This window comes from Ruegeria sp. YKSD179, from assembly GCF_059612885.1.
In genome coordinates this window covers 1-24341 of the sequence record NZ_JBXWRL010000027.1, presented here as the reverse complement: position 1 = coordinate 24341, position 24341 = coordinate 1, and the positions used below count along the sequence as shown (strand labels likewise).

At 50.8% G+C, this 24341-nt stretch carries 18 protein-coding genes and 1 pseudogene; 10 read left to right on the top strand and 9 right to left on the bottom strand.

Annotation, left to right across the window (positions count from 1 at the left end):
• The 7 genes from AC2FNE_RS13665 to AC2FNE_RS13635 all read left to right on the top strand — a co-directional run bounded on the left by AC2FNE_RS13665 (position 1) and on the right by AC2FNE_RS13635 (position 7812).
• Positions 1 to 1464, top strand: a complete 1464-nt coding sequence (locus AC2FNE_RS13665; RefSeq protein WP_496805591.1) for a UbiA family prenyltransferase — start codon at positions 1 to 3, stop codon at positions 1462 to 1464.
• Complete coding sequence (locus AC2FNE_RS13660; protein WP_170479724.1) at positions 1461 to 1886, top strand: GtrA family protein; 426 nt, start codon at positions 1461 to 1463, stop codon at positions 1884 to 1886. The genes AC2FNE_RS13665 and AC2FNE_RS13660 overlap by 4 nt, the downstream gene beginning before the upstream one ends.
• Positions 1883 to 3208, top strand: coding sequence for an FAD-binding oxidoreductase (locus tag AC2FNE_RS13655; protein ID WP_496805590.1), 1326 nt, complete (start codon positions 1883 to 1885; stop codon positions 3206 to 3208). Before AC2FNE_RS13660 ends, AC2FNE_RS13655 begins: the two co-directional genes overlap by 4 nt.
• Positions 3205 to 3942, top strand: a complete 738-nt coding sequence (locus tag AC2FNE_RS13650) for an SDR family oxidoreductase (protein ID WP_496805589.1) — start codon at positions 3205 to 3207, stop codon at positions 3940 to 3942. Before AC2FNE_RS13655 ends, AC2FNE_RS13650 begins: the two co-directional genes overlap by 4 nt.
• An 89-nt stretch (positions 3943 to 4031) precedes the next feature.
• The gene (locus AC2FNE_RS13645) at positions 4032 to 5540 is read left to right on the top strand and encodes a hypothetical protein (RefSeq protein WP_496805588.1); all 1509 of its coding nucleotides are present in this window, start codon (positions 4032 to 4034) and stop codon (positions 5538 to 5540) included.
• Positions 5541 to 5959: 419 nt separating this feature from the next.
• Complete coding sequence (locus tag AC2FNE_RS13640; protein WP_496805587.1) at positions 5960 to 6652, top strand: sugar transferase; 693 nt, start codon at positions 5960 to 5962, stop codon at positions 6650 to 6652.
• Between the two features lie 197 nt (positions 6653 to 6849).
• Positions 6850 to 7812, top strand: a complete 963-nt coding sequence (locus AC2FNE_RS13635; RefSeq protein WP_496805586.1) for a hypothetical protein — start codon at positions 6850 to 6852, stop codon at positions 7810 to 7812.
• Between the two features lie 14 nt (positions 7813 to 7826).
• Here the strand turns inward: AC2FNE_RS13635 and rfbA are convergent, their stop codons facing one another.
• The 5 genes from rfbA to AC2FNE_RS13610 all read right to left on the bottom strand — a co-directional run bounded on the left by rfbA (position 7827) and on the right by AC2FNE_RS13610 (position 16619).
• Positions 7827 to 8711: a glucose-1-phosphate thymidylyltransferase RfbA gene (rfbA, locus tag AC2FNE_RS13630; RefSeq protein ID WP_496805585.1), complete on the bottom strand. Its 885-nt coding sequence runs from the start codon at positions 8709 to 8711 to the stop codon at positions 7827 to 7829.
• Positions 8699 to 9550, bottom strand: coding sequence for a dTDP-4-dehydrorhamnose reductase (gene rfbD, locus AC2FNE_RS13625; RefSeq protein WP_496805584.1), 852 nt, complete (start codon positions 9548 to 9550; stop codon positions 8699 to 8701). Before rfbD ends, rfbA begins: the two co-directional genes overlap by 13 nt.
• A complete protein-coding gene (gene rfbB / locus AC2FNE_RS13620) occupies positions 9547 to 10590 on the bottom strand; it encodes a dTDP-glucose 4,6-dehydratase (protein ID WP_496805583.1) in 1044 nt (347 codons plus the stop codon). The genes rfbD and rfbB overlap by 4 nt, the downstream gene beginning before the upstream one ends.
• Before the next feature lie 3 nt (positions 10591 to 10593).
• Positions 10594 to 11154: a dTDP-4-dehydrorhamnose 3,5-epimerase gene (gene rfbC, locus AC2FNE_RS13615; protein ID WP_170605342.1), complete on the bottom strand. Its 561-nt coding sequence runs from the start codon at positions 11152 to 11154 to the stop codon at positions 10594 to 10596.
• A gap of 722 nt (positions 11155 to 11876) precedes the next feature.
• On the bottom strand, positions 11877 to 16619 hold the full coding sequence (locus AC2FNE_RS13610; protein WP_496805582.1) for a PA14 domain-containing protein: 4743 nt from the start codon (positions 16617 to 16619) through the stop codon (positions 11877 to 11879).
• 436 nt (positions 16620 to 17055) lie between these two features.
• On the opposite strand from AC2FNE_RS13610, the gene AC2FNE_RS13605 reads away from it, so the two are divergent.
• From AC2FNE_RS13605 to AC2FNE_RS13595, 3 genes are all read left to right on the top strand, one after another.
• Positions 17056 to 18036 carry a glycosyltransferase family 2 protein gene (locus AC2FNE_RS13605; protein WP_496805581.1) on the top strand — a complete coding sequence of 327 codons (981 nt, stop codon included), beginning with the start codon at positions 17056 to 17058 and terminating at the stop codon, positions 18034 to 18036.
• A 142-nt stretch (positions 18037 to 18178) separates the two neighbouring features.
• Positions 18179 to 19384 carry a glycosyltransferase gene (locus AC2FNE_RS13600; RefSeq protein ID WP_496805580.1) on the top strand — a complete coding sequence of 402 codons (1206 nt, stop codon included), beginning with the start codon at positions 18179 to 18181 and terminating at the stop codon, positions 19382 to 19384.
• A 3-nt stretch (positions 19385 to 19387) separates the two neighbouring features.
• Positions 19388 to 20371 carry a polysaccharide deacetylase family protein gene (locus AC2FNE_RS13595; RefSeq protein ID WP_496805579.1) on the top strand — a complete coding sequence of 328 codons (984 nt, stop codon included), beginning with the start codon at positions 19388 to 19390 and terminating at the stop codon, positions 20369 to 20371.
• Here AC2FNE_RS13595 and AC2FNE_RS13590 read toward each other — a convergent pair whose 3' ends face one another.
• From AC2FNE_RS13590 to AC2FNE_RS13575, 4 genes and pseudogenes are all read right to left on the bottom strand, one after another.
• Positions 20372 to 21949 (bottom strand): DUF8728 domain-containing protein, encoded by a 1578-nt coding sequence (locus AC2FNE_RS13590; RefSeq protein WP_496805578.1) that lies wholly within the window; start codon positions 21947 to 21949, stop codon positions 20372 to 20374.
• A 162-nt stretch (positions 21950 to 22111) separates the two neighbouring features.
• The gene (locus AC2FNE_RS13585; RefSeq protein ID WP_496805577.1) at positions 22112 to 22993 is read right to left on the bottom strand and encodes a class I SAM-dependent methyltransferase; all 882 of its coding nucleotides are present in this window, start codon (positions 22991 to 22993) and stop codon (positions 22112 to 22114) included.
• Positions 22994 to 23036: 43 nt separating this feature from the next.
• Positions 23037 to 23870 carry a CpsD/CapB family tyrosine-protein kinase gene (locus AC2FNE_RS13580; RefSeq protein ID WP_496805576.1) on the bottom strand — a complete coding sequence of 278 codons (834 nt, stop codon included), beginning with the start codon at positions 23868 to 23870 and terminating at the stop codon, positions 23037 to 23039.
• A 12-nt stretch (positions 23871 to 23882) separates the two neighbouring features.
• Positions 23883 to 24341 (bottom strand): annotated as a pseudogene (locus AC2FNE_RS13575) (GumC family protein); the annotation flags it as partial.

The following is a 24341-nucleotide window of genomic DNA, read 5'->3' as shown; positions in this document are numbered from 1 at the left end:
GTGTCAGATCAAGCTACCTTGACAGACGAACAGGCGATGCAAGTCGCCGACCCAGTCCTGGTTGTCGATCTGGACGGGACCCTTATTGCGTCCGATATGTTGCATGAAACCTTCTGGTCCTCGTTGGCTCAAGACTGGCGCACGATATTTAAAGCCCCAGCGGCGCTTGTTCGAGGACGGGCAGCCTTGAAAGCAAGCTTACAAAGAACCGCTCAGGTGGATGCAAACGCGTTGCCCTATAATCAGGCCGTCGTCGACTACATCAGGTCTTGGCGGGATGCAGGACGCCGAACGGCACTCGTTACCGCTTCGGATCAAAGGATCGCGGATCAGATCGCGGATCATTTGGGCCTTTTTGACGAGGTTCATGGATCGAACGGGGATGTTAATCTGAAAGGCGACAAAAAAGCCCAATTTCTGGAACAGCAATATGGCGATCACAGCTATACTTATTTGGGAGACAGCCGGGCAGATTTGAAAATCTGGGCAAAGGCCGAGAAAGCGGTTACAGTCAACGCGCCGCAATCCGTGCGCCGTGGCCTCGACAAATTGGATTGCGAAGCGGAACACTTAACCACCAAGGGGGTTTCGCCAAATTCCTATCTTAAGGCGCTGCGCCCTCATCAGTGGTTAAAAAACATACTGGTTTTCCTGCCTATGATCGCAGCGCATAATTTCGCGACGGGCGTTCTGGTACACAGCCTTCTAGCCTTTATCTCTTTTTGCCTGATTGCCTCCAGTGTTTATGTGGTCAACGATCTACTGGACCTGAAAGCTGATCGCGCGCACCCAAGAAAACGTAACAGACCCTTTGCGTCAGGCAGCATTCCCGTTTCTCACGGGATTTGGATGGCCATCGGGCTGCTGTTTGGAGGATATTTGGTCGCTGCGTTTACAGGATGGGCCTTTTTTGCCGTCATGCTTGTGTATTTCAGCATTACCACGGCGTATTCAATTTCGCTCAAACGGAAACTCATTGTAGATGTTTGTACACTCGCAGGGCTTTATACCCTACGGATAATCGCCGGGGCCGTCGCGACACAAATCGTATTGTCCGTCTGGCTGTTGGCGTTCTCTATTTTTCTATTCTTCTCGCTTGCCGCAGTCAAAAGGCAGGCGGAACTTGTTGACAGTGCCGCGCGCGGCAAGCTCGGGGCAACTGGACGTGGCTACCATGTCGACGATCTGCCGTTGATGACTCAGATGGCGATCGCGGCAGGTTATCTTGCAGTGCTGGTTTTAGCCCTTTACCTGAACTCACCCAGTGTGGTTGAGCTTTACGCACAACCAATCGTCTTGTGGGGAATTTGTCCGATCCTGTTGTACTGGATCAGCCGCATCATCATGATTACCCACCGGGGCCACATGCATGATGATCCCATCGTGTTTGCGGCGCGAGACAGGATAAGCCAACTCTGCTTTGTCTTTGTCGCGGTGCTCGCGTTCGGGGGAACCGTGCTGTGACGTTTCGAACTCTCTTACTGCGCTATTCGCTGTTTGCAGTACTGGCGACTGTGGCAAATCTTGGAGCTCAGCGCGTGGTGTTCGCCATAATCAGTGACGACGCGTTGATCCCTGCGCTGTTGGTTGGCACTGGGGTTGGTCTCGTCCTTAAATACATCCTCGATAAACGCTGGATATTCTACGATCTTGGCCAAGGGGTTATTGACCACAGTCGCAAATTTTCAGCCTATACAGCGATGGGAATTCTGACGACAGCAATCTTCTGGGGTACGGAAGCGGGGTTCTGGTTGATCTGGCGTACAGATCTCATGCGAGAGTTGGGTGCGGTATTAGGACTGACAGTCGGCTACATCGTGAAGTTCAACCTCGATCGTCGCTTTGTATTCACGGACTCCGCTCTAACAATCGGAGAAGCTAGATGAAACTTTCTGGCTGGGGCAATCACCCCGTGGAAGATTGCAATGTGCAAAAGCCACGGGACAAAGCAGCATTGAAAGACGCGGTATTGGCGTCTAGTGCAATTGCCCGCGGAAACGGTCGCGCTTATGGCGACAGCGCGCTAAGCCGAACCAATACAATCGACATGCGCAGCTTCAATCACATGCTGGGGTTTGATCCTGAAACCGGCCAACTCATTGCCGAAGCGGGCGTGCTATTGTCTGATGTAATTTCCGCCTTTCTGCCGCAGGGATGGTTTCCTGCAGTGACCCCCGGCACGCGTTTTGTAACATTGGGCGGTATGGTAGCCGCCGACGTACATGGAAAAAATCACCACATCGATGGTTCATTTGGAAGTTTTGTCGATTGGCTGGATGTCGTCGGCACTGATGGCGAAGTAACGAGGTGCTCGCGCACAGAAAACTCTGAATTGTTCGAGTGGACCATTGGTGGGATGGGTCTGACGGGAGTAATCATCAGGGTCGCCTGTCGGCTACGCCCAGTCGAAACTGGATGGATAAGACAAACAACGCATGCTGCGCCAAATCTGGACGCCGCGATTGACTTGTTCGAAGAAGCTCTGGGCGCGACTTATTCGGTGGCGTGGATAGACTGCTTGAGCAAAGGCGAGAATATGGGCCGCTCGCTGGTTATGCTGGGCGAGCATGCATTGCACTCGGAAATTCCTGAAAAGTGTCGCGCGGCGCCCTACCCGACTGTTGCCAAGCAAAAGCTAAACGTTCCTTTTAACCTTCCGGGATTCTGTTTGAATCGATATTCGGTGCGAGCATTCAATGCACTTTACTACTGGAACGGCTCTCGAAGCGATAGGACCAGTTACGTCAATTGGAACAGCTACTTCTATCCGCTGGATTCAATTCAGAACTGGAACAGGATATACGGGCGCAAAGGCTTGGCACAATTCCAGTGTGTCATACCCTTGGATCAGGCCAGAACAGGTCTGAACGACATGTTGACTGAGATTTCCGAAGCTGGACAAGGCTCCTTTCTTGCAGTGCTGAAACGGTTCGGGGTACAGGAAAGTCGATTCTCCTTTCCGATGGAAGGATACACTCTGGCGTTGGACTTCCCGGTGTCCGAAAAATCGATCGCGTTAGTAAGTAAACTTGGTCAGATGACAGCAGACTATGCCGGTCGGGTTTATTTGGCGAAAGATAGCTGTCTCGCGGCCCAGGATCTTCAGGACATGGACGAAGTTCGGGTCGCAAATTTTTCTGCCATGCGGGAACGGACCGGCGTCAACAAACAGTTTTCCTCGATGCAATCTGAAAGGCTGATGCTGTGAGCGAAGGACCAGTGCTAATCCTCGGTGCCCGATCAGATATTGGGATGGCGGTTGCCCATACTTACGCCGCGTTGGGACATCCAATCCAGTTGGCCGCGCGAAATGCTCAGGATCTTGAAAAAGCAAAAACTGATCTGGAGATCCGGCACCAAGTTTCCGTGACTTTGCATGAATTCGACGTCGTTGATCTGGATAGTCACGATGGTTTTGTGGAAACGTTGCCTGCATCGCCAGAAATCGTAGTTTGCGCCGTTGGACTGCTCGGGCAGCAAGAAAACGATGAGCAAGACGCGAACGCGGCTGTTCTGGTCATGCGGTCCAACTTTGAAGGCCCCGCCAACATTTTGGGCGCGTTAGCGAACCGATTTGAGCGACGTGGCTCCGGCGCTCTGGTTGGTATCAGCTCGGTCGCAGGAGAAAGGGGTCGGGCCACTAACTATATCTACGGATCAGCCAAAGCCGGGTTCACGGCATTTCTGTCCGGGTTGCGTAACCGGATGGCAAAGAAAGATGTTCACGTTGTTACTGTATTACCAGGTTTTGTCGACACCAAGATGACCCAAGAATTGGATTTACCTGAAAAACTGACCGCGCAACCTTCCGAAGTCGCAGATGCGATCGAGCGGGCCGTACGTAAAAAAAAGAACATTGTTTACGTCAAGCCAATTTGGGCCATTGTAATGTTCGTGATAAAGGCGATCCCAGAGGCCATATTCAAAAGGATGCGGATTTGATCTGCATATGTCTTTCTGCGAGCCAACAGTTTCTGGGAATTGTTGGTCCTGAACCCAAACGCACAGCCTTTTTCTGAGGCCAATTCTCAATGCCAAACGTAATCGCGTACATTGTGCTTTTTTCTTGGCCACTGGTTGTGGTTGTCCTGTTTAAGGTACTTGAAAAGCCCAGTGCGATTTCTGCTTCAATTATTGCGGGCTACTTGCTTTTACCTAGCCTACCGCAGATCGATTTGCCAATTTTGCCTGTATTGGACAAGACGTTGATCCCGGCCCTCAGCGCGACAATAATGTGTCTGCTGATACGCCCACCAAAACCAACATGGGGTTCGGGAAGCTACAATTCGCCCGATCATCTGAACAGACCAGCTAGTAGCCGCAAGAGCAAACAAGAGTCCGCAGGAGCTAGATTGGTCTTGATTTTGCTGCTGCTTGTGCTGTTTGTATCAGGATTTGCGACAGTTCTGACGAACGGAGAAGCACTGCAATTCGGTCCCCTGTCTCTACCGGGTATGCGAGTTTACGATGGGTTTTCAATAGGTCTGGAGACGCTGGTGTCTATTCTCCCATTTTTTTTGGGAGCCAGGTATCTAGCAACCGAGTCTGGTCACAAAGTGCTGCTGGTAGCTTTGGCAATGTCGGGACTAGCTTACAGCCTGCTGGCTTTGTTTGAAGTGCGCATGAGCCCCCAGCTGAACCTGTGGATCTATGGGTATTTCCCCCACGATTTCTCGCAGCATGTCCGTGATGGGGGATTTCGCCCGATCGTCTTTTTACAACACGGTCTTTGGGTCAGCATTTTTTTGTCGATGGCCACTCTTTCTGGTGCCGCTCTGTTGCGCAGCAGCTCGCTTGCAGCGACCGACTCTTTTAGATGGATGCTGTTTCTCGGTTGGATGCTTATCACCATGGTTCTTGTCAAGTCGCTGGGGGCACTGGTCATTACGGTACTATTAATGCCTTTGATCATGTTCGGAACAAGTAGTTTGATGTTGCGTGCGTCATCAGTCGTGGCTCTGATCGTTCTCACCTATCCCATGCTACGTGGACTGGACTGGGTCCCCGTGGAGAGTGTTTCAGAATTGGCCGCGCAGATAAATCCACGACGCGCCGAATCATTTGATGTAAGAGTTGCAAGCGAAGACGTTTTGCTTGCCCGCGCTGAGGAAAAACCTTTCTTTGGATGGGGAAGTTGGGGTCGTAACGAAGGCTACGACCCGGAAACCGGCGCCAATTTAGCGATCACCGATGGGATGTGGGTGATATTTGTAGGGATGTTTGGTTGGTTTGGCTACGTCGCTCGTTTTGGTTTGTTGACTCTGCCGCTCCTAACACTGAACAGACGGAAAAAGAAACAAGACATCCCGCCAGCAACCGCTGGTCTGACGTTGGTCTCGGCTGCAAATCTTATTGATCTTATCCCCAACGCGACTCTAACGCCTGTGACTTGGCTAATTGCCGGGTCGCTTACAGGTTATGTGCTGCGAGCCCACGTAAATACCTCGTCTGATATTAAAAAATCCGAAAGTTTCAACACGGACAGAGCCATAGAATCTTCTCAACCCAACCCGATCAATGTTCGGAAACCTCGTACTTGAGTATTAAGGTGGTCAACTCTTCCAAGGCATCAAACCTTAATGACCAAATAGCTGGAACAGTTTTCTCTACGCTCTGTGCTCAGACTGTAACAGTGTGCAAAAAGTTGTTCGGCTGGCAGATAGACCCTGCCAGCCCCACCACAACTCAGACACGATCAGCGCCCAATTTTGGAAACAATGAGATGTAGATTACAGAACTTAAAATAGAATAAGGCGAAAATTTGATTAGAAGATGGCACTGTTTGTTTGTTGTGTTAGAATAAATGGTGTACTGTCACTGGGTGAAAGAGGGGGGCCGAAGCTGTCGAGAGTTATTATCTCTTTCTTGTTGTGAGTAGATCTGAGGGTCGTTTTTTGGACCATCGGAAGTTTGTGTAGTAATGGTCAAGCCTTTTTGGCTTTGGTTTGAAAGTAAAAAAATGACGATTCAGGATACGAGTTTTCCAAGCGAGCCGCGGAAGCATCAAGCCGTAGCCCGAGTGAGTGAAAATAAAGCCAACTCAACCCGGCTTTATGGTAGAATTTTCAAAAGATTACTTGATGTCGCGTTCATTCTTTTGGCGGCACCGATTGTTTTACCCCTTATTATCATCTTGGCCGCTTTGATCGCGCGCGACGGCGGGAATCCATTCTTTGGACAACGCCGCATCGGTCGCAATGGGCGCGAGTTCACGATGTGGAAATTGCGCACGATGGTAACGAATGCCGACGTGTTGCTTGAAGAGTATTTGTCAAAGAACACACTGGCCCGTCTCGAATGGGATGCGACTCAAAAGCTCAAGAACGACCCTCGAATTACTCAATTCGGTCGCATTCTTCGCAAAACTTCGTTGGATGAACTGCCTCAATTGTGGAACGTATTAGTTGGCGAAATGAGTTTGGTCGGACCACGCCCGATGATGCCGGAGCAACGCAAGCTATACCCAGGCGAAGCGTACTTTCAGTTGCGCCCTGGTCTCACCGGCTCTTGGCAAGTTTCGGAACGGAATGCGAGCACATTCGCCAGCCGCGCTGAATTTGACACATCCTATGCCGAGCACCTTACGCTTAAAACGGACCTCGGTATTCTTTACGCCACTGTCGGCGTGGTCGTACGCGCGACCGGATACTAGCAATTTTGGGTTACACTTCAGTTCGCACCGTCAGCTTGTAATAGGGTGCGGTATTTCTGACGTGTTTTTCCCCAACGTTCGCAACAGGTCTATACTCTTGCTGCAAGTCTCTGTTTGTTAGATGTAGCATCGCTACATCGCGGTGCTTGACCTCCGCCTCTATTAGAACAATGGCCCATGACCGAAAGAGATTAGGCATGCTCAAAAAACTAAAACGCGTTGGATCCCCACTACTATTACTTCTGCTTGCTGCTTGTAGTGGATTGACAAAATGCGGCGGCCCCAAACCCATCGACAAGTCAGAGTTCGAATCTCTTTACAATACACCGGCCCCTGCTCCGTCTGATGTACAGCGGGTTTTTCACATCGGCCATAGTTTGGTTGGACGTGATATGCCAGAAATGCTGGCTCAGTTGGCCGGCGAAGATCACGGTTACAACAGTCAGCAGGGATGGGGCACCGCGCTAAAGGCCCATTGGGAAGAAGATGAAACCATTTACGGCTTTGAGAAAGAAAACGATCACCCAAAATATAGGGACGCCCACGAAGCTGTGTCCTCTGGCGAATACAACGCTCTTGTCGTGACCGAGATGGTCGAAATTCGCGACGCGATCAAGTACATGGACAGCGCGGATTACTTGCACAGATGGGCAAAAGCAGGGTGGGAGGCAAACCCAGAACTACGAGTTTACCTTTACGAAACATGGCATGAACTAACGGACGAAGAAGGGTGGTTGCAGCGCCTCGACCTGGATCTGGAGCGATACTGGGAAACTGAAATTTTAAGGCGCGCATTAGCCTACGAGAACATGCAACACCCGATTTACGTAATCCCCGCCGGCCAAGTCTTTGCGAGGTTCGTACGGGAAGTGGATGAAAGTAACGGTATTGGACCGGTGAACGGGAAAGAGGACCTGTTTGCCAAAACTGAAGATGGCGAACAGGACAACATTCACTTTAACGACTTGGGAGCATATTTGGTGGCGCTTACCCATTACGCAGTGTTGTACCAGAAGTCACCCATCGGGTTGTCATATGAGTTAAAGCGCGCTGACGGTTCCGACGCGGACTCACCTGGACCTGACGCGGCGCGTGTGATGCAAAAAATCGTTTGGGACGTGGTCACCAATTATGCGCCAACCGGGGTACCCCCCCAATAGCTTCACTGCAACTGTCACCGTTCGATTAGGTTGGACAGGTATTCGCCGTACCCATTCTTGGATAAAGTTTGAGCCCGTTTGGCGAGTTCTTCTCGGGAAATCCAACTTTTAAGGTAACCAATTTCCTCTGGGCATCCGGTCTGCAGACCTTGCCGATCCTGAAGGGTTCTCACAAAATTCCCTGCATCCAACAGACTGCCATGCGTGCCAGTATCCAGCCAGGCATAACCGCGTCCCATTCGCAGCAAATCCAATTGGTCTTCCGCTAAATACATCTCTAACAGACTAGTGATCTCCAGCTCTCCCCGTGCAGAGGGAATTACCTGACGCGCACGTTCCGGAGCAGTTCCATCAAGAAAATACAAACCGGTCACCGCATAGTTTGACGGCGGAACCGACGGTTTCTCGACAATAGCCCTGACGCGATCTTGATCATCAAAATCCACAACTCCATACCGTTGCGGATCATTCACGTGGTATCCAAAAACAGTCGCCGCCAAAGACGAATTATCTGCCTTGGCTAGCAACTCTGGCAAGCCGTGGCCGAAAAATATGTTGTCGCCCAAGACCATCGCGCTCGGCGCACCGTCCAAAAAGTCCTCGGCCAATATATATGCCTGGGCCAAGCCGTCGGGGGTGTGCTGAACCACATAACTCAGTGAAATTCCCCATTGGCTGCCATCCCCAAGTGCGCGTTGAAACTGAGCCTGATCCTGCGGTGTCGTAATGATGCAAATTTCGCGGATATCGCCCAACATCAGGACGCTCAGCGGATAATAGATCATCGGCTTGTCGTAAATCGGCAAAAGCTGTTTGGAAAGACCTTCGGTAATTGGGTAAAGGCGGGTACCGGAACCTCCGGCCAAAATGATACCCTTACGCTTGGTCACTGATAACATCCTTTTAGATCAATCAAAATTTCCGCCAACCCCAATTTCCAATCTGGTTGGGCAATCGACAAATCCCGCTCAGTATCCGCACAGTCCAGCCTCGAATTCAAGGGTCGGGTCGCGGGCGTCGGATAGTCTGAACTCGGAATGTCGTTGACGTGGCAGTCCAAGTTGGCCTGCCTGAAAATCTCGCGTGCGAAATCCGCCCAACTAACCGATGGCCGACCAGAAAAGTGATAGATGCCTTTTAAGTCAGGGTCCTCGCGCATTAGATGCGCAATGCGATGACACGCAATGGCTAAATCCCTTGCCGGCGTTGGGCCGCCGATCTGATCGGCCACGACATTCAGTTCGTCGAGAGTCGATCCAAGGCGCAACATTGTCTTTACAAAATTGCTACCATGCGCCGAAACAACCCACGAAGTTCGCAAAATCAACCATTGAGCATCAGTTGCGGCAACCGCTTTTTCACCGGCCAGTTTTGACCGACCATAAACGCCCAACGGGTGCGTTTTATCCTCGACACGCCATGCCGCCTGCCCGCTTCCATCAAACACGTAGTCTGTTGAAACACTCACAAACGGCACTTTCAGTTTTGCGCATGAAATCGCCATAGCCTGCGGCGCGTCGCAATTGATCGTCGTTGCCAAGTCAACTTCGCGCTCGGCGGTGTCCACGGCTGTATAGGCCGCTGCATTAATTACAGCGGCGGGTCGCCTTTTCAAAATTACCGAAGCGCACATTGCGGGGTCGGAGAGATCCCCAGCCTCTCTCGACAAACATTCTGTGTCCGGAAGCGCCGCCAGTTCGCGCCCCAACTGACCCGAAGACCCAAAGACAAGAATCATTTTGCCATTCCCAACCTGTCTCCGACGCCGTGCCGATCCTGCAAAGCTTGCCACCAACCAGGATTATCCAAGTACCATTGGGCGGTCATTCGAAGACCCTGTTCCAATGTAACTGAAGGTACCCACCCCAGCTCGTCGCGAATTCTAGACGCATCAATAGCATAGCGCGCATCGTGACCCGGGCGATCAGGCACAAATGTGATCTGGTCCGAGTAACTGCCGCGGGGTAGAGGTCGCAAGTCATCCAAGATAGCGCAGAGGCTTTCGACCAATTCCAGATTGGAGCGTTCATTGTTGCCCCCAATATTGTAGCAGCGACCGAGCAATCCCTTTTCAGCGACAAGCAACAAGGCATCCGCGTGGTCTTCGACAAAAAGCCAATCGCGTACGTTGGCACCTGTGCCGTAGATCGGTAGCGGTTTGCCCGCCAGAGCATTCAAAATAACAACAGGGATCAATTTTTCTGGAAAATGATAGGGACCGTAGTTGTTACTACAATTTGTCAATACAACAGGTAGACCGTAAGTTTCATGCCAAGCTCTCACCAAGTGATCAGATGCCGCTTTTGACGCCGAATATGGGCTGCGCGGATCGTAAGGGCTATCTTCGGTGAACAGGCCCGTTTCGCCCAAACTACCAAACACTTCATCGGTTGAGATGTGATGAAACCGAAAAGTTTCAGGTTTGCCTGCCCGAGCCCAATAGGTTCGCGCAGCTTCGAGCAAACTGTAAGTCCCAGTAATATTTGTTTCTATAAACGCGCCGGGGCCATCAATGGACCTGTCCACATGGCTTTCTGCCGCCAGATGCATAACGATATCAGGCCGATGGTCCGAAATCGCCGCATTCATCGCCGCGCGGTCGCAGATGTCGGCATGAATAAATTTGTAGCAGGGACTGTCGGAAACGCTAGCCACGTTGTCTAGACACGCCGCATACGTCAGGGCATCGACATTCACCACTTCGTGCCCACGGGCTATAGCAAGACGCACAACCGCGGATCCAATGAAGCCCGCCCCGCCGGTAACCAGAAGTTTCATCGACTAGCCCTCCCAGACAAACGGGCTGTCAAAATCGCTGAGACTTGGAGCCGCTGCATCTTTTCCAGACAAGACAGGAGAGCCGTTCAGACCCCAGTCAATTCCGATCTCACCGTCATCGAAGCGGATCGCTCCGTCGCAATCAGGCGCATAATAGTCACTGCACTTATAACAAATTTCAGTATCCGGAGCGCGGGTTACAAACCCATGTAGAAACCCTCTGGGAACGAGAAGCTGCTTACCGTTCTCCTCACTTAACTCGATACCGAACCAGTTCCCGAATGTTGGGCTGCCCTTGCGAATATCGACTGCAACATCGAACAGAGCACCGCGCGCACACCTTACAAGCTTGTCCTGTGCATGCGGCGGAGACTGGAAATGCAGTCCGCGCAATGTTCCGGTCTGCCGGGACAACGAATGATTGTCCTGAACAAACTCTATTTCTATTCCATGATGTTTCAGACGTTTAAGGTTCCAACTTTCACTAAAATAACCACGTTCATCGCTAAAACGCGTCGGAGTCAGGATCAGCAGCCCTGACAGCGGCGCGGCTTCCACCTTCATCTTTAGGATCCTTCCATTAACCCATTTCTGGCAGAAAAACGTAAACGCGTCCGCTGCAGCCTGCCAATCACATCTTGAATTTCCGCAACCTAAGTCGGTTTAACAAATTTCGCCATTGAATTCATCAACGCATTGAAACCAAATTTCTAAATACGGATGGAAAAACCATTTTAACCTTACGTCTTATGTTTTATCAAAGGTTCAACTTAAGGGTGCGGAAAATGCCGCTATTGGTAAACTATTTCGCATGTCGAAATTGAAAAGTACGACTTTAGGGAAAACCATAAGCGGAGACTCGCCGGACATCAGCAGCCCACCGCCCGTTTTTGACACCCGGCAACTTGACTCTGTTCCAGCAAGCCATGCATGCTTTTTGTATAAATAATAATCAACTCAATGTTTGAGGCGGGAACTCGACTGTGTTAGGCGCTTTGTGTATAGCTATCTTCTGCGGCCTTCTGGCGGGTGGTTCATTATTGCTGTCCGGGTTCGGAGGCTGGATCGCGCTAACTACTTATTCTGGTATCGGAATAGTTGTACTATTGGGCTTACTGGCCGCACGACCATTTTTTGCAAAGCCTAGTCCGCTTCAACAGATGCATGTTTTTTCCAGCTCGGAAAAATCCTGATCTAGGAACATCAGTTCCACTTCCCCAGATTTTAGTTTGAAACAAATAGAATGCGCCCGAGCCTTTGCTTGCCCGGGCGCTTAGTTTCCTGACCTAGAGATCGAAGACTTCTACTGTCACAGTTGCCTGCGAAAAGTCGCCATCCTCATCAGCTGCCCAATAGTCGAAGCTGTCTATGCCTGTGAAGTCAGGGTTGGGGACATAAAGCAGCTGCCCGTCGTCCTGAAGATACACATTTCCGTTGGGAGTCGTGGACAATCCGTCGACGCGGATATCGTCACCGCCAACGTGTGAGTCGTTGCTTAGTACATCGATAAGAACCGCATTACCGGCACTTGTAGATGCAAGATCGTCGCGAGCTGTCGGCGCCACATTGTCAAAAGAAATGATGCCGTTGTACTGAGCTCCCCCCCAATGATTTATCGACCAGGAACTGGCAATCTCCGCATCAGTCATATCCAGCGTGATAACGTGGGCCATCTTCATCAATTGCCCGGTTGCACGATCAGCGACAAAATCTTCGATCAAAACAACATTCTGACCGGACTCAGTTTTATAGTAGCCGTCGTTCGCGATAATCGCCGCGATTTCTCCGTGCCAGTCCAAAATTTGCCTATCACCGGCAAACTCACGGTCGCGACTACCGATCGAGTCAGTCTTTAGTCCCCGCAGGAAAAGGCTCTCGCCTTCGGACAGTACAGTGTCCGACTCCAACACGAAGCCAAGGCGACCATCTACAAGATCGTCTGATGATATGATGGAATGGCGAGATGAGTTGAAACCGACAAAGTTATTGTCGTTATCAACAAGTACAAGATCGATGAACACGTCGTCATAATCGGCGCCATCTGTGCCAAAGTGGAAGTCCTGGTTCAGATCAACGCCTGTGCGGAAACCTTCCACACGCATACCATTAACTACGACATCAAAAGCGTTGCCACCAAGATTAAAACCAACGCTGCCAAAGAGCAGTTCTTCGTTTTGTGTGGCCAAAATATCGAAGTCAATTAATGTGTAATGCGAGGTGTAGGAAAGATTCACGCCCTCCAAGGTTTCCCAATTCAGGAAACCATCCATGACCGATCGAACATCGTGATCCTGATTGGGGTTGTCTTTGATGACAATCAAGCCAACCTCAGTACCGAACGCTTCGTTGTTGTGAAATCCTTGAATTGGAGGAACATCCAGACGGATGCTATCACTGCCATAGGCAATTTCCGGTTGGTCCAGATTATCGCTTAGGGGATCTCGCGGATGCTGACGAGTCATCCAGACGTAGCCATGGGTCGTATTTGCAGCAACATTGTCTGACGCTTCAATCAACCGTCCTGCAAAGAAGAACCCCTCACCGGTTCGCCCATTGTCATGACGTTCTACTGCAGGCCCGTCCTTAACTGCCGCATCTGAATAGCCAACACCAACGACATCGATCGCGATGTTATGCGACCAAACACCTGTTTCATTACCATCCTCTGCAACGAATGCTGCACCAAAGATATCGAACGCTACGTTATCAGTGAATATCGCATGGCTGTCATGATGAGCATAACCCCAGCCCGGGGAGCCGGTAACAGAGTTACCAATTGCGATTGCAGGGTTTTCCTGATCTTCTGTTCCTGTCCTGTGGAAGTGGAACGGATAGCGCGACTGGATATTTGAATCTGACTGGACGCTGTCAAGCGAGGTAACAGAAAATGCAGGTACAGATTTGTCAGTCCGCCCCAGATCATCAAATGCAGCATAGCGAACATCAACGTCGTCCGAATGCATAAACATCGTATGCCCACGGTGATGAACCGCAGTGTCTTCGCCGTCCTCGCTTGAAAATGTAACGTTACGCGATGTATTGGCCACATAAGCGGCAAGATCGTCCCGTGGCGTGTCGTGATCATATTCCAGGGCTCGATCCAGCGTGATTACGTTGCCATTGATAGCGGTAATTACAACCTCTTCATCCTGACTGTCGAAGCGACGCATCATGTAGGCATCGTTGTCCCAGTTCCAGCCCTGCTTGTGGGTGCCAGTCAGAACGATCGTGTCTCCAACCTGCCAGCCTTCAGGAATCTCACCAAGGCTAATCTGCGTGTCGCCCCTCATCGGCGCATCGGACACCGCCAAAAAGCTCGTTTTCTCCGCCCCGTGAATTTCCACTTCACCGTGCGAAATAACGCCCCGAGACAAAAGCATCGGGTCCCAGCTTGTATCAATGTCGCCGTTATTCGCTATAACGATTTCTACGTCATAGTTTGCACCGATCGGGTTTTCCTCGGTACCGATTTCCAAACGACCGGTCGGAGACACTACCATAGTATCGACCAGCATTTTTGAATTCGCGTTGTGGGCAAATGACAATTCACCATCCACGCGAACAGTGAACAGCGACGCGTCGCTCTGCCCCGAATACAGCACTGAAATCGACTCGGGGATGACAACCTGAGCACCTGCATCGGGAATGCGTCCTTCATGCCAGGTGTTTGGATCGAACCAGTCTCCATCGCGGACTGCCACATGCGTCGCCTCTGAGCGAGGCACAAGGTCCAGAACGGCCATGTGTTCATTCGCAAGACTCGCATCGTCGCCATGCGCGTGCGATTCGGGCTGTGCCATCACAGCAGCAACATAGTCGTCAACTTCGGCTGGGCTTGTCGGCGGAGGCACATGGCCGCCGCTGTGGCTATCGTGATCACCTGAGCCATGATCCGAGCCATCACCGTGGTCGGGTGCGCCCGTGCCAGTATCGCCTCCAGATGTATCGTCACCGCCGGAACCGTGGTCGTGATCGCCCATTCCGGTATCACCACCGGATGTGTCGTCGCCACCTGAGCCATGGTCCGATCCGTCACCGTGGTCGGGTTCTCCCGTGCCAGTATCACCGACAGACGTATCATCACCGCCTGAGCCATGGTCCGATCCGTCACCGTGGTCGTGATCACCCGTCCCGGTATCACCGCCAGACGTATCATCACCGCCTGAGCCATGGTCCATTCCATCGCCGTGGTCGGGTTGTCCAGTGCCAGTATCACCGCCAGACGTATCGTCACCGCCTGAGCCATGGTCCATTCCATCGCCGTGGTCGGGTTCTCCAGTGCCAGTATCATCATAGATGACGTGATTCAGGGCGTCGCCCTGAATTACTTCACGACGGCCTTCGCTGTCCGGACCGGACCATTCAAGGGCCAGTGTCGCGTCACCATAAGCTTCGAAATACCGGATTTCGATGGCATGCATTCCAGCATCCAAATCCAACGTAACCGACTGCTCGAGTGTTCCGTGTAATCCGTCGTTATCAATAACCGGCTGGCCGTTGATATACAAAGCAGATCCATCGTCCGAACTTAGATAGAATGTGTAAGTTCCGGAATTTCTAACGTTAAGATTGCCTTCGTATCGAACCGCATACAAATCGGTTGGACCATCCTGCCAAAAAGGATCGTAGCCGTTCATGAAATTCAGGCTGTCAACAGTACCTGTACCGCTCGGTGTCCCGTCAAAGTCAATGTCGTTCAAACCGCCAACCATGAACGGCAACGCAAAATAAGTACCATGAAGTCCCTGGCGACTGCTGGTCGAACTGTCGTTCGATTGCCCATCATCCCCTGAACCGTGATCATGATCGCCCGCGCCAGCGTCGCCGCCAGACGTGTCGTCTCCGCCAGAACCGTGGTCCGAACTATCTCCGTGGTCGCCTCCGGACGTATCCTCGCCACCTGTATCACTGTTATCACTGTCGCCAGTATCATCATAGATGACGTGATTCAGGGCGTCGCCCTGAATTACTTCGCGTCCACCATCACTGTCCGGACCGGACCATTCAAGGGCCAGTGTCGCGTCACCATAAGCTTCGAAATACCGGATTTCGATGGCATGCATTCCAGCATCCAAATCCAACGTAACCGACTGCTCGAGTGTTCCGTGTAATCCGTCGTTATCAATAACCGGCTGGCCGTTGATATACAAAGCAGATCCATCGTCCGAACTTAGATAGAATGTGTAAGTTCCGGAATTTCTAACGTTAAGATTGCCTTCGTATCGAACCGCATACAAATCGGTTGGACCATCCTGCCAAAAAGGATCGTAGCCGTTCATGAAATTCAGGCTGTCAACAGTACCTGTACCGCTCGGTGTCCCGTCAAAGTCAATGTCGTTCAAACCGCCAACCATGAACGGCAACGCAAAATAAGTACCATGAAGTCCCTGGCGACTGCTGGTCGAACTGTCGTTCGATTGCCCATCATCCCCTGAACCGTGATCATGATCGCCCGCGCCAGCGTCGCCGCCAGAACCGTGGTCCGAACTATCTCCGCGGTCGCCTCCGGACGTATCCTCGCCACCTGTATCACCGTCGCCGGTGTCACTAATCTGATCATCATCTGCTGGCGGCGTCTCGATCTTGGAGAAAGCATCTCCTCCTATGAACTCACGTTCCCAACCGCTGTCGGGACCGGACCACTCCAATTGGAGTGTCGATCTTCCAGTGCTGTCAAAATACCGCACCTCAATTTCATGAGCGCCTTCGGATAAATCTAGGGTGACTTCGCTATTCCGGCCTCCGCGTCCACCGAGGTTTTCCGCGACCAGTTCACCATCAAGATACAACATCGCGTTGTTGTCGGATTTCAGAAAGAACGTGTACGTCCCTGCCTGATAGACGTTTAGATCTCCATGATATCGAGCCGCGAAATAATTCTCCGCGCCGCCCTCCCAGAAGTCGCCGCGCATACGCTTGATGTTCAGCTCTTCAACGGAGGAGGTGTCCGTAGGAGCACTGCCAAAGTCGACGTCCTCGAGGTTGGTGTAACTCGAGTTCAGCGAGAAATAGTCAACATGAAGTCCCATGATTTCGCCCGTTCTTTCCAATCCTGCATATTCAGGATGATTGTTTCCACATACTGGCGTAAGCGAGGTTTTGGTACGGCAAAACTATGACAAACGGTTGGCGCCAATTCTGCCGTTTGTAACTTAGAAACAAGTGAGTGGTTTTTTCTAAGTGCTGCGAGCCATAAACCTCGGCTTCCCCCCTGGTAAAAGACGGATTCTGACGCACACAAAACGTCGCATGGCGTATTTGCCAAATGATTCCGCATATTTACTGCTCGCCCATCACTATTGCGGTACAACCGCATTCCTTTTCATTGAATTGTTTTAATTTTGAACACAGTGCAAGTTGTGTAGCTAAGAAACATTGACGGCAGGCGAGTTGCAGCGCAAATTTTTGCACATTGGGCACAATTATGCCTATTTTTGAGTGCTTTTTCTCCGCTCGGGAGTTGTTATGAGCCGCGACTCATTGATCGGGACTGTTGTAATTGGTCGAAACGAGGGCGCCAGATTGGTGGCTTGCCTCAATTCGATCCCAGAAAATGTCACACATGTGGTCTACGTTGATTCGGGGTCCACAGATGAAAGCATCGCACAGGCTGACAAAGCGGGCGCGACAGTCGTTCAGTTGGATATGACTCAACCCTTTACAGCGGCCCGAGCCAGAAACACTGGGTTTCAAAAACTTGCGTCTCTTTCAGATGTAGAGTTTGTTCAATTCGTTGATGGTGACTGTGCGTTGCAACCGGGATGGTTCAAAACAGCACAAGCATTTTTGAAGCAAACGCCCAATGCAGCCATAGTCTGCGGACGCAGACGCGAGCGATTTCCAGAGCGGACCGTATTCAACAGGCTTTGCGATATGGAGTGGGATACACCTATTGGGCAAGCCGACGCGTGCGGGGGTGATGCCATGGTAAGGGTTGCGGCATTTGAACACGTCGAAGGTTTTCGCGACACAATGATCGCTGGGGAAGAGCCCGAGCTGTGCGTCCGCCTGCGTGCACAGGGATGGCAAGTTTGGCGGCTGGATGCTGAAATGACCTTGCACGATGCAGATATGACCCGCTTTGACCAGTGGTGGAGGCGTGCCCGACGTAGTGGCCACGCTTTTGCCGAGGGCGCGTTTATCCACGGTGCTGCTCCTGAACGGCACAGCGTCCGAGCTGTACGGCGCATCCTTTTATGGGGAGCTATTCTGCCATTGGCACTATTTTTTGGGGCAACCATTTTTTCCCCGTGGCTTTTGCTGGGGCTTGTAATCTATCCGCTTCAAGTTTTCCGTATTGCCCACCGTGAGGGGTGGAACAGTCGCGTCGCGTGGGAGTATGCATTCTTCTTAGTTTTGGGGAAATTCCCTGAAGCACTGGGTATACTTGAGTTTCATGTCAGACGATGGCGTGGAAAACCTGCGGGAATTATCGAATATAAGTGAGAACAGAGCATGTGCCTTGATTTACTTTTTTCGTGGATTTGACGACTTTCTGCCGTCTTGAGATCGTAGAGGACTTATTGAAAGGCCACTGCAAACCCAATCACGGTTCTAACATTAAAGAGTTTTTGTCTAAGGTAGTTTCATGCGCGTTGCTTATCTGACCAACCAGTACCCGAAAGTAAGCCACACGTTCATACGGCGTGAGATCATCGAGCTTGAAAAACAGGGCGTAGAGGTCGAACGGTTTGCATTTCGCGGCTGGGACGCCGAGATAACCGATACACAAGATGAATCAGAGCGCGAAAAGACCCGCTATACATTGCGCGACGGATTATGGGCGCTTACCAGATCAGCGATGAAATGCGCGGCAGCGGACCCCGGGTCTTTCTGGAACACACTTAAAATGGCATTGTCGCTGTCTCGCAACTCGACGCGGGCTTGGCCTTACCACCTTATCTATCTGGCGCATGCCTGTCAGATCAAACTTTGGTTGGACCAAAACCCGGTCTCACACATTCACGCACATTTCGGAACGAACCCCGCTGAAGTCGCGCTCTTGCTTCAGCAATTAGGTGGGCCTGAGTTCAGTTTTACGATTCATGGTATGGATGAAGCTGACAATGCTCCCAAGTTAGCGTTTGATAAAAAAGTTGGCCTTGCACAATTCGCAGTCGCTATCAGCGCATTCGGTCGAAGCCAGTTGATGCGGCATGTCTCGCCAGACGACTGGAAAAAAATAAAAGTAATACACTGCGGTTTGGAAGATGAAGCATTTACGAAAGTTGATGGCATCGAAGTTGTGTCGGATCCTTTCCTGCTTTGCATTGGACGCCTTAGTCCTGAAAAAGGTCATCTAATATTGTTGGACGCTTTTGTGGACGTTCTAAAAGATCACCCGCAGGCAAGGTTGGTTTTGGCTGGTGATGGTGAATTGAGACCGACTATCGAGGACAAAATCGCCCAGTTGGGCATTGAATATGCGGTGCGCATCACAGGCTGGATATCGTCAGAACAGGTTCGCGAAGAAATCAAGCGCTGCCACACACTGGTGCAACCAAGCCTGATCGAAGGAATACCCGTTGTCATCATGGAAGCCATGGCTCAGGCACGAACCGCCATTTCAACGTATGTAGGCGGCATACCTGAATTGGTACAACCTGACAGAACTGGATGGCTGGTGCCTGCAGGTGACACCCTCGCACTGGTAACGGCTATGTCCACGGCCTTGAGTACACCTGAAAAAGACAGACTGAAAATGGGACGGCTTGCACTGGAACGTGTAAAGGAACGTCATCAAATAGGAATAGAAGTTGCCAAACTGCGCGCCTTGTACGCAAACCAAGGTTGAGTGATGGGTATTCTGAAACAAACTGCTATTTCAGTTCTTAGTGGAGGCCCTGTTTATTTAGCACTACGAACGTACACTCTGCGCAAGAACCCTACTCTAATTCTGTGCTATCACACGCTTGGTCCCGATAACGAAATTATGGATGCATGGACTGTAGCTCGCGCATCGCAGTTTCGACAGCATATTAGATTTCTTCGGCAACATTTTAAAATCGTAGGCTTGGATAAAGCACTGAACCCTGAATACAAGGAAGACAAGCCGCGCGCCGTGCTTACGTTCGACGACGGCGATATTGGGCTTTTTACTCATCTTTTGCCCATCATCGAGGCCAAAGGCCTTCCAGTTACTCTCTACGTTGCGACCGAGCAAATTGAAACTGGCAAGGCATATTGGTTTGACCGCATCATGAATGCGCTGCAAGCGCCGGGCGAAACCGAAGTGACGATTGAATTCAGCGGACGTCGCAGGTGGACAGTGGGACCCAAGACCGGGCCTGAACGGTGGGCTATCATTTCGGATATTCTCGAGACCTTAAAACAAGTGTCACCGGAACGGCGGGAGGAATTGACACTATCAATCCTTGAGCAGGTCAAAACCCAACGCACAGACTTTACAAAATTGGAGCCATTATCCCGCGCACAACTCAAGGAACTGGCGAAAAATCCCAATGTCGTCATTGGGTGTCACAGTCACTGCCATAACCTTTTGGATCAGATACCGCTGGATCAAGCGGAAGAAAGTATCCGCAAGTCACGATCATTGCTGCAAAGTTGGACTGGTCAGTCTATCGAACATTTTGCTTATCCCAATGGGAACCACAGCCCTGCCCTGCACCAAATCGTGCGCCAAGCCGGTTTTACTTCTGCCACGATCTTGGGTCAGACCCTTTGCCAGCCATCCCAAGACAATGTGTTTGCCTTGCCGCGCGTTCTAGTCGGACGTTATGACAGTCTTAAGCGGCTACGTCTCAGATTCATCGGCTATTGATCATGAATCAGAGTAAGACGTCCGTCGTAACACTCCTAAATCAGCAGCTTCGTCTTTGATGACGACTTCAAATCTGCGTGCAAACTCGGTGTCGCGGAACCGTTCTTCTATGGGCCAGTCCGCCACACCGCTCCAATCGGCAATAAACTGAATTTCGCTGCCCAATACATAATTCAGTACGTCGCCCTGTTCCTTCAATGCCCTCAACGCGTTTGGGTTAACTTTTCCATCCAAATTGATCGTGCGATCACGCCAGTATCCCAAAGTTCCGGTTTGAACTGCGCCCACCCAGATGTCCTGTGGAACATTTTCCTGGACCCATTCGACAACTTGAAAATGACCCTGCTCTTTGACACCTGGAATTGCTAATCGACCGAGTAACGCCAGCGACAAAGCAAGCCCAGCAACCCCCAAATATTGAAGAACAGGTTGCGAGATTCTACCACGCGACCAAGTCACAATATTTAAGCCAACTACAACAGTGGCGGTGATCAAAACCGGGGACAATGGTGCCATGTAACGACTAATGAAATGCGGCGCCCCGAAGAAAAGGCCGTAATAGGTTGCCAGAAAAAATCCGAAAATCAGATAAGCCAAAACCACCAGCCTAATTCGACTGCCGGTACGCCAAACACTCGTTACAAATAGTCCCAGCACCACCACTATGATCAGTGCAAAAATGACAATCGATGGAGAAGTTTGTTCTAACGCAGTCGGAACCGGGAGCATCGGAAAAACATATTCAATCAATTTGGAAGGCAGCAGTGACAGATTGCTTCCGAAATTCGCGCCGTGCGATTGAGAGATACCGCTGATGGGGGTGATCCGGCCAAACAAAAGTTGATTATAAATCAGCCAGGGCGCGGCGAACACCAATGACAACAATCCTGGAGTAAACAGTCGCCCTACAACAGTGAAAAACTTGATGCGCAAGGCCAGTAATTCAAAAAGCCCCCAGACAAGAAAGATTGCCACAACTAGTAATGCACCGTCGATCCGGGCCAAAAAGGTAATACCGCAAAGCGCGCCCAAAAACATGCGATCTGCAAATGTGCTATCAGCCCCCTTATTCAGCACGCGACTAAATTGCAAAAGAGTCAGCAAAATGGTCAGTGTGTAAAGGCCTGTTTCTAACGCGTTCATCGAATGGAACAACAACAACGGACCCACAAACCAAAAGGCTGCTACCAGCCAGCTCCAAATTGGGTCATCCGTAAATTGCCGCAGTACTAAATGCGCGAAGCGCTGAAGCACAAAAAAGGCAGCAACTGCTATCAAGGTTGAAATCAGGATTACCCCAACCAGGCTGTCCAGTTTGTCGCCATCCGTCAGCACATACGGAATTGTGAAAATGAAGGTTGCCAGAGGTTGAACTCCATTAGTAACAATGGTGCCCTCAGACACTGACATACCGAGGCCAATGGCCATATTGCGGGCTATTGTCAGCATCAAATAGCCATCTTCAGTAATGAAGAATTGTGCCAGCGCATCGTCGCCGGCAAAGATCGGGAAAACCCGATAAACCACACCTACAATTAACGCTATGACAATCGATACTGAAAGAAGTTTTCTACTCATTAGCCACTCAAATCCGGTTTTACGGAGAACACGCGCATCTTGGGCCAATCCAGTCCGGAAATGAACAAGAAATAGTTAATTGTCTACCGCTTCGCACATTGATCATCCGAACTTGGTCCATTGTTTCGCCCTGCGCCGACAGAACCTGACCTTGTGTCCTTATCAGGGCTTAATATAGTGAAAGCAGGTTTCGGCACCGACCTTACAATCGGGGCTGCATTCTATCAGGCCTGCCCCTGTAAGCCACCTGCGCATGGCGGCGCGGCTTGGGTATATTGGCCGAGATGTCGATACATTGCCATGACGGGCAGGAACAATCCTTTTGCCAAAGAATGTATAGGAACCGGTATTAATAACTGTAAGAGCGTAGGCCCGTGCCAGTCCAAAACTGTCAGTAACAAATCCGATGTTGTTGGAACAGTAGCTCCAAAGGGTGGCTCCAACGATAATCAACTCACCGCCTGGGCGTAGAACACGAAAGATTTCAGTCAAAGCGCGGTGAATATCAAAGTACTGGTGCGATGTAACACATAGCACAACGTCCAATTTGCTGTCAGGAAAAGGCAACGCCTCGGCCCGACCGTATTGGATATCCGTTGATCGCAACCCTTCCCGTTCGGCAAATACACGACCCATTTTAGCGTAGGCTTCTATGGGTTCGACACCGAGAACCTGTGAGCCCGCCTTGGAAAGTGACATCAGATTTGCGCCCATCCCAGGGCCTACTTCCATGACTATCCTGTCCTCAAAATAGGACGCGGTTAGGTGCGGTGCAGCTCCTTCAAAGGGCAAAACTTTGTCACGCTCTAACCAAAATGAGTACTCGCGACATGAATCCGCCACCATACTTCCCGCCGGTGTTATTTCCTGATTCGTTTCATCGATCCAGCCTAGCTCGACCGCGGATTGGATCGCTTCTGCAGAAATACCATCGATTTCCACTTTCATATTTTTTTGGAGCATATAACGGATCAGATCGCCAGAGCCTTCCCCTAAGAGCTTGGAGCGGATTTGGCTTTGATGTTCATCAGTCCACATCGTCATGTCCGCCTAATTTGACGTAATGGGAAATTTCCGCGCGGTGTTCTTAGTACCCATACGTATAGGCACGATCCAAAAATTGGCACTTGTTCAAAACCACGCCAAGCAGGTTGCTTTTCTGCAATATTTCGTGCTCACAAATTTTCATTTCGTCCACTGTCGAAGCTTCGGCAGCTGCCACCAATAAAACGCAATCAATTTGGTCCAGAAAGGCAGTCGTGTCGTCGCAGGTTAACAGCGGGGGCGTGTCGAACAACATGACGTCCGGCTCATATCGCGATTCCAAACCGTCGATTACTCGTGCCGCGTCCTTACCCTGCAGCAACTCCGATGTGTTGTGGGCTGGCTTGTAGTTTGTCGCAAAAGCCAACTTTTTCTGATAGCAAAACATATGATCTTCGGGTGAGCTCTCTCCAGCCAGCGCGGACGCGAAGTTGTTTTTCAATTTGACCCCAAGCATCCTTTCAATGGATGGATTCCGCATATCCAGATCAACCAGCATAGTGCGGATATCTCGTTGCCGAGCCAGTCCGAAAGCCAGATTAAGGGCTAAGGTAGACTTACCACATCCGGAACCCGGAGACGTGATCGCAACACGACGCCACTTGTTCTTGCGCAGTTCGTGCAATATCCGCGTTCGCATGGCATCGAAAGCCCCAGATTTTTCACCCGGTTCATGAGTCACTATTCTGGCTTTCTTGAACAACCTGCGGTTAAAGTCTTGAACAGGTAAGTCCGCCCAAGCCTGTTCGCCACGCGAAGGGACGTCTTCCTGTAATGGAGACGGCGCAACGAACATCTCAGGGTCGATAGGGCCCTTAGGTGCATTTTGTTCTCGGGCCTCACGGGCTTTTTGTATTGCTGACTGAATACGTTCCATCGAATTTCCTTCTCAGCCGCTTTCGGACTCGCCAGCCGAAGTACCGATTCCCAGCGTTTCATTGACTATCGAAATTAGCTGATCGATCGGTTCGTAGTTGATTTGAATGAGGTAAAGGATCAACCCAGCGCAAAAAATGGGTAAAAGGATAACCAAAGTAACTAGCCCCCTTTTTGCAGCCACTTGCCCCGTAGATTGGATATAAGGAACCGAACCAAATATCGGGCCACCAAACTGTTCCTCAAGATCAGCGGGCCTACGGATTTTGTTGTTCAGAATTTCTAACAGTAGAAAGGTAGCCCCCGCCAAGCCAAAACCGGCAACTACTCCAAGAAAAGCAATCAATTTTCGATTGGGATCCGTTGGCTGCTGAGGAACGGCTGCTGTTTCAGTAACAGTTACTCTCTGGCCGCGTGACTGGGACTCGATCTGCTCACCTGTGCGCGCTTCAGCTAAACTTGCAGTTGCCTG

Excerpts from the sequence above, each read along its gene's own strand:
- AC2FNE_RS13605 (WP_496805581.1), top strand. The coding sequence starts at position 17,056 with ATGAGCCGCGACTCATTGATCGGGACTGTTGTAATTGGTCGAAACGAG.
- AC2FNE_RS13600 (WP_496805580.1), top strand. The coding sequence starts at position 18,179 with ATGCGCGTTGCTTATCTGACCAACCAGTACCCGAAAGTAAGCCACACG.
- AC2FNE_RS13610 (WP_496805582.1), bottom strand. The coding sequence starts at position 16,619 with ATGGGACTTCATGTTGACTATTTCTCGCTGAACTCGAGTTACACCAAC.
- AC2FNE_RS13640 (WP_496805587.1), top strand. The coding sequence starts at position 5,960 with ATGACGATTCAGGATACGAGTTTTCCAAGCGAGCCGCGGAAGCATCAA.
- AC2FNE_RS13585 (WP_496805577.1), bottom strand. The coding sequence starts at position 22,993 with ATGACGATGTGGACTGATGAACATCAAAGCCAAATCCGCTCCAAGCTC.
- rfbD (WP_496805584.1), bottom strand. The coding sequence starts at position 9,550 with ATGATTCTTGTCTTTGGGTCTTCGGGTCAGTTGGGGCGCGAACTGGCG.
- AC2FNE_RS13635 (WP_496805586.1), top strand. The coding sequence starts at position 6,850 with ATGCTCAAAAAACTAAAACGCGTTGGATCCCCACTACTATTACTTCTG.
- rfbA (WP_496805585.1), bottom strand. The coding sequence starts at position 8,711 with ATGTTATCAGTGACCAAGCGTAAGGGTATCATTTTGGCCGGAGGTTCC.
- AC2FNE_RS13655 (WP_496805590.1), top strand. The coding sequence starts at position 1,883 with ATGAAACTTTCTGGCTGGGGCAATCACCCCGTGGAAGATTGCAATGTG.
- AC2FNE_RS13595 (WP_496805579.1), top strand. The coding sequence starts at position 19,388 with ATGGGTATTCTGAAACAAACTGCTATTTCAGTTCTTAGTGGAGGCCCT.
- AC2FNE_RS13590 (WP_496805578.1), bottom strand. The coding sequence starts at position 21,949 with ATGAGTAGAAAACTTCTTTCAGTATCGATTGTCATAGCGTTAATTGTA.
- AC2FNE_RS13645 (WP_496805588.1), top strand. The coding sequence starts at position 4,032 with ATGCCAAACGTAATCGCGTACATTGTGCTTTTTTCTTGGCCACTGGTT.
- rfbC (WP_170605342.1), bottom strand. The coding sequence starts at position 11,154 with ATGAAGGTGGAAGCCGCGCCGCTGTCAGGGCTGCTGATCCTGACTCCG.
- AC2FNE_RS13580 (WP_496805576.1), bottom strand. The coding sequence starts at position 23,870 with ATGGAACGTATTCAGTCAGCAATACAAAAAGCCCGTGAGGCCCGAGAA.
- rfbB (WP_496805583.1), bottom strand. The coding sequence starts at position 10,590 with ATGAAACTTCTGGTTACCGGCGGGGCGGGCTTCATTGGATCCGCGGTT.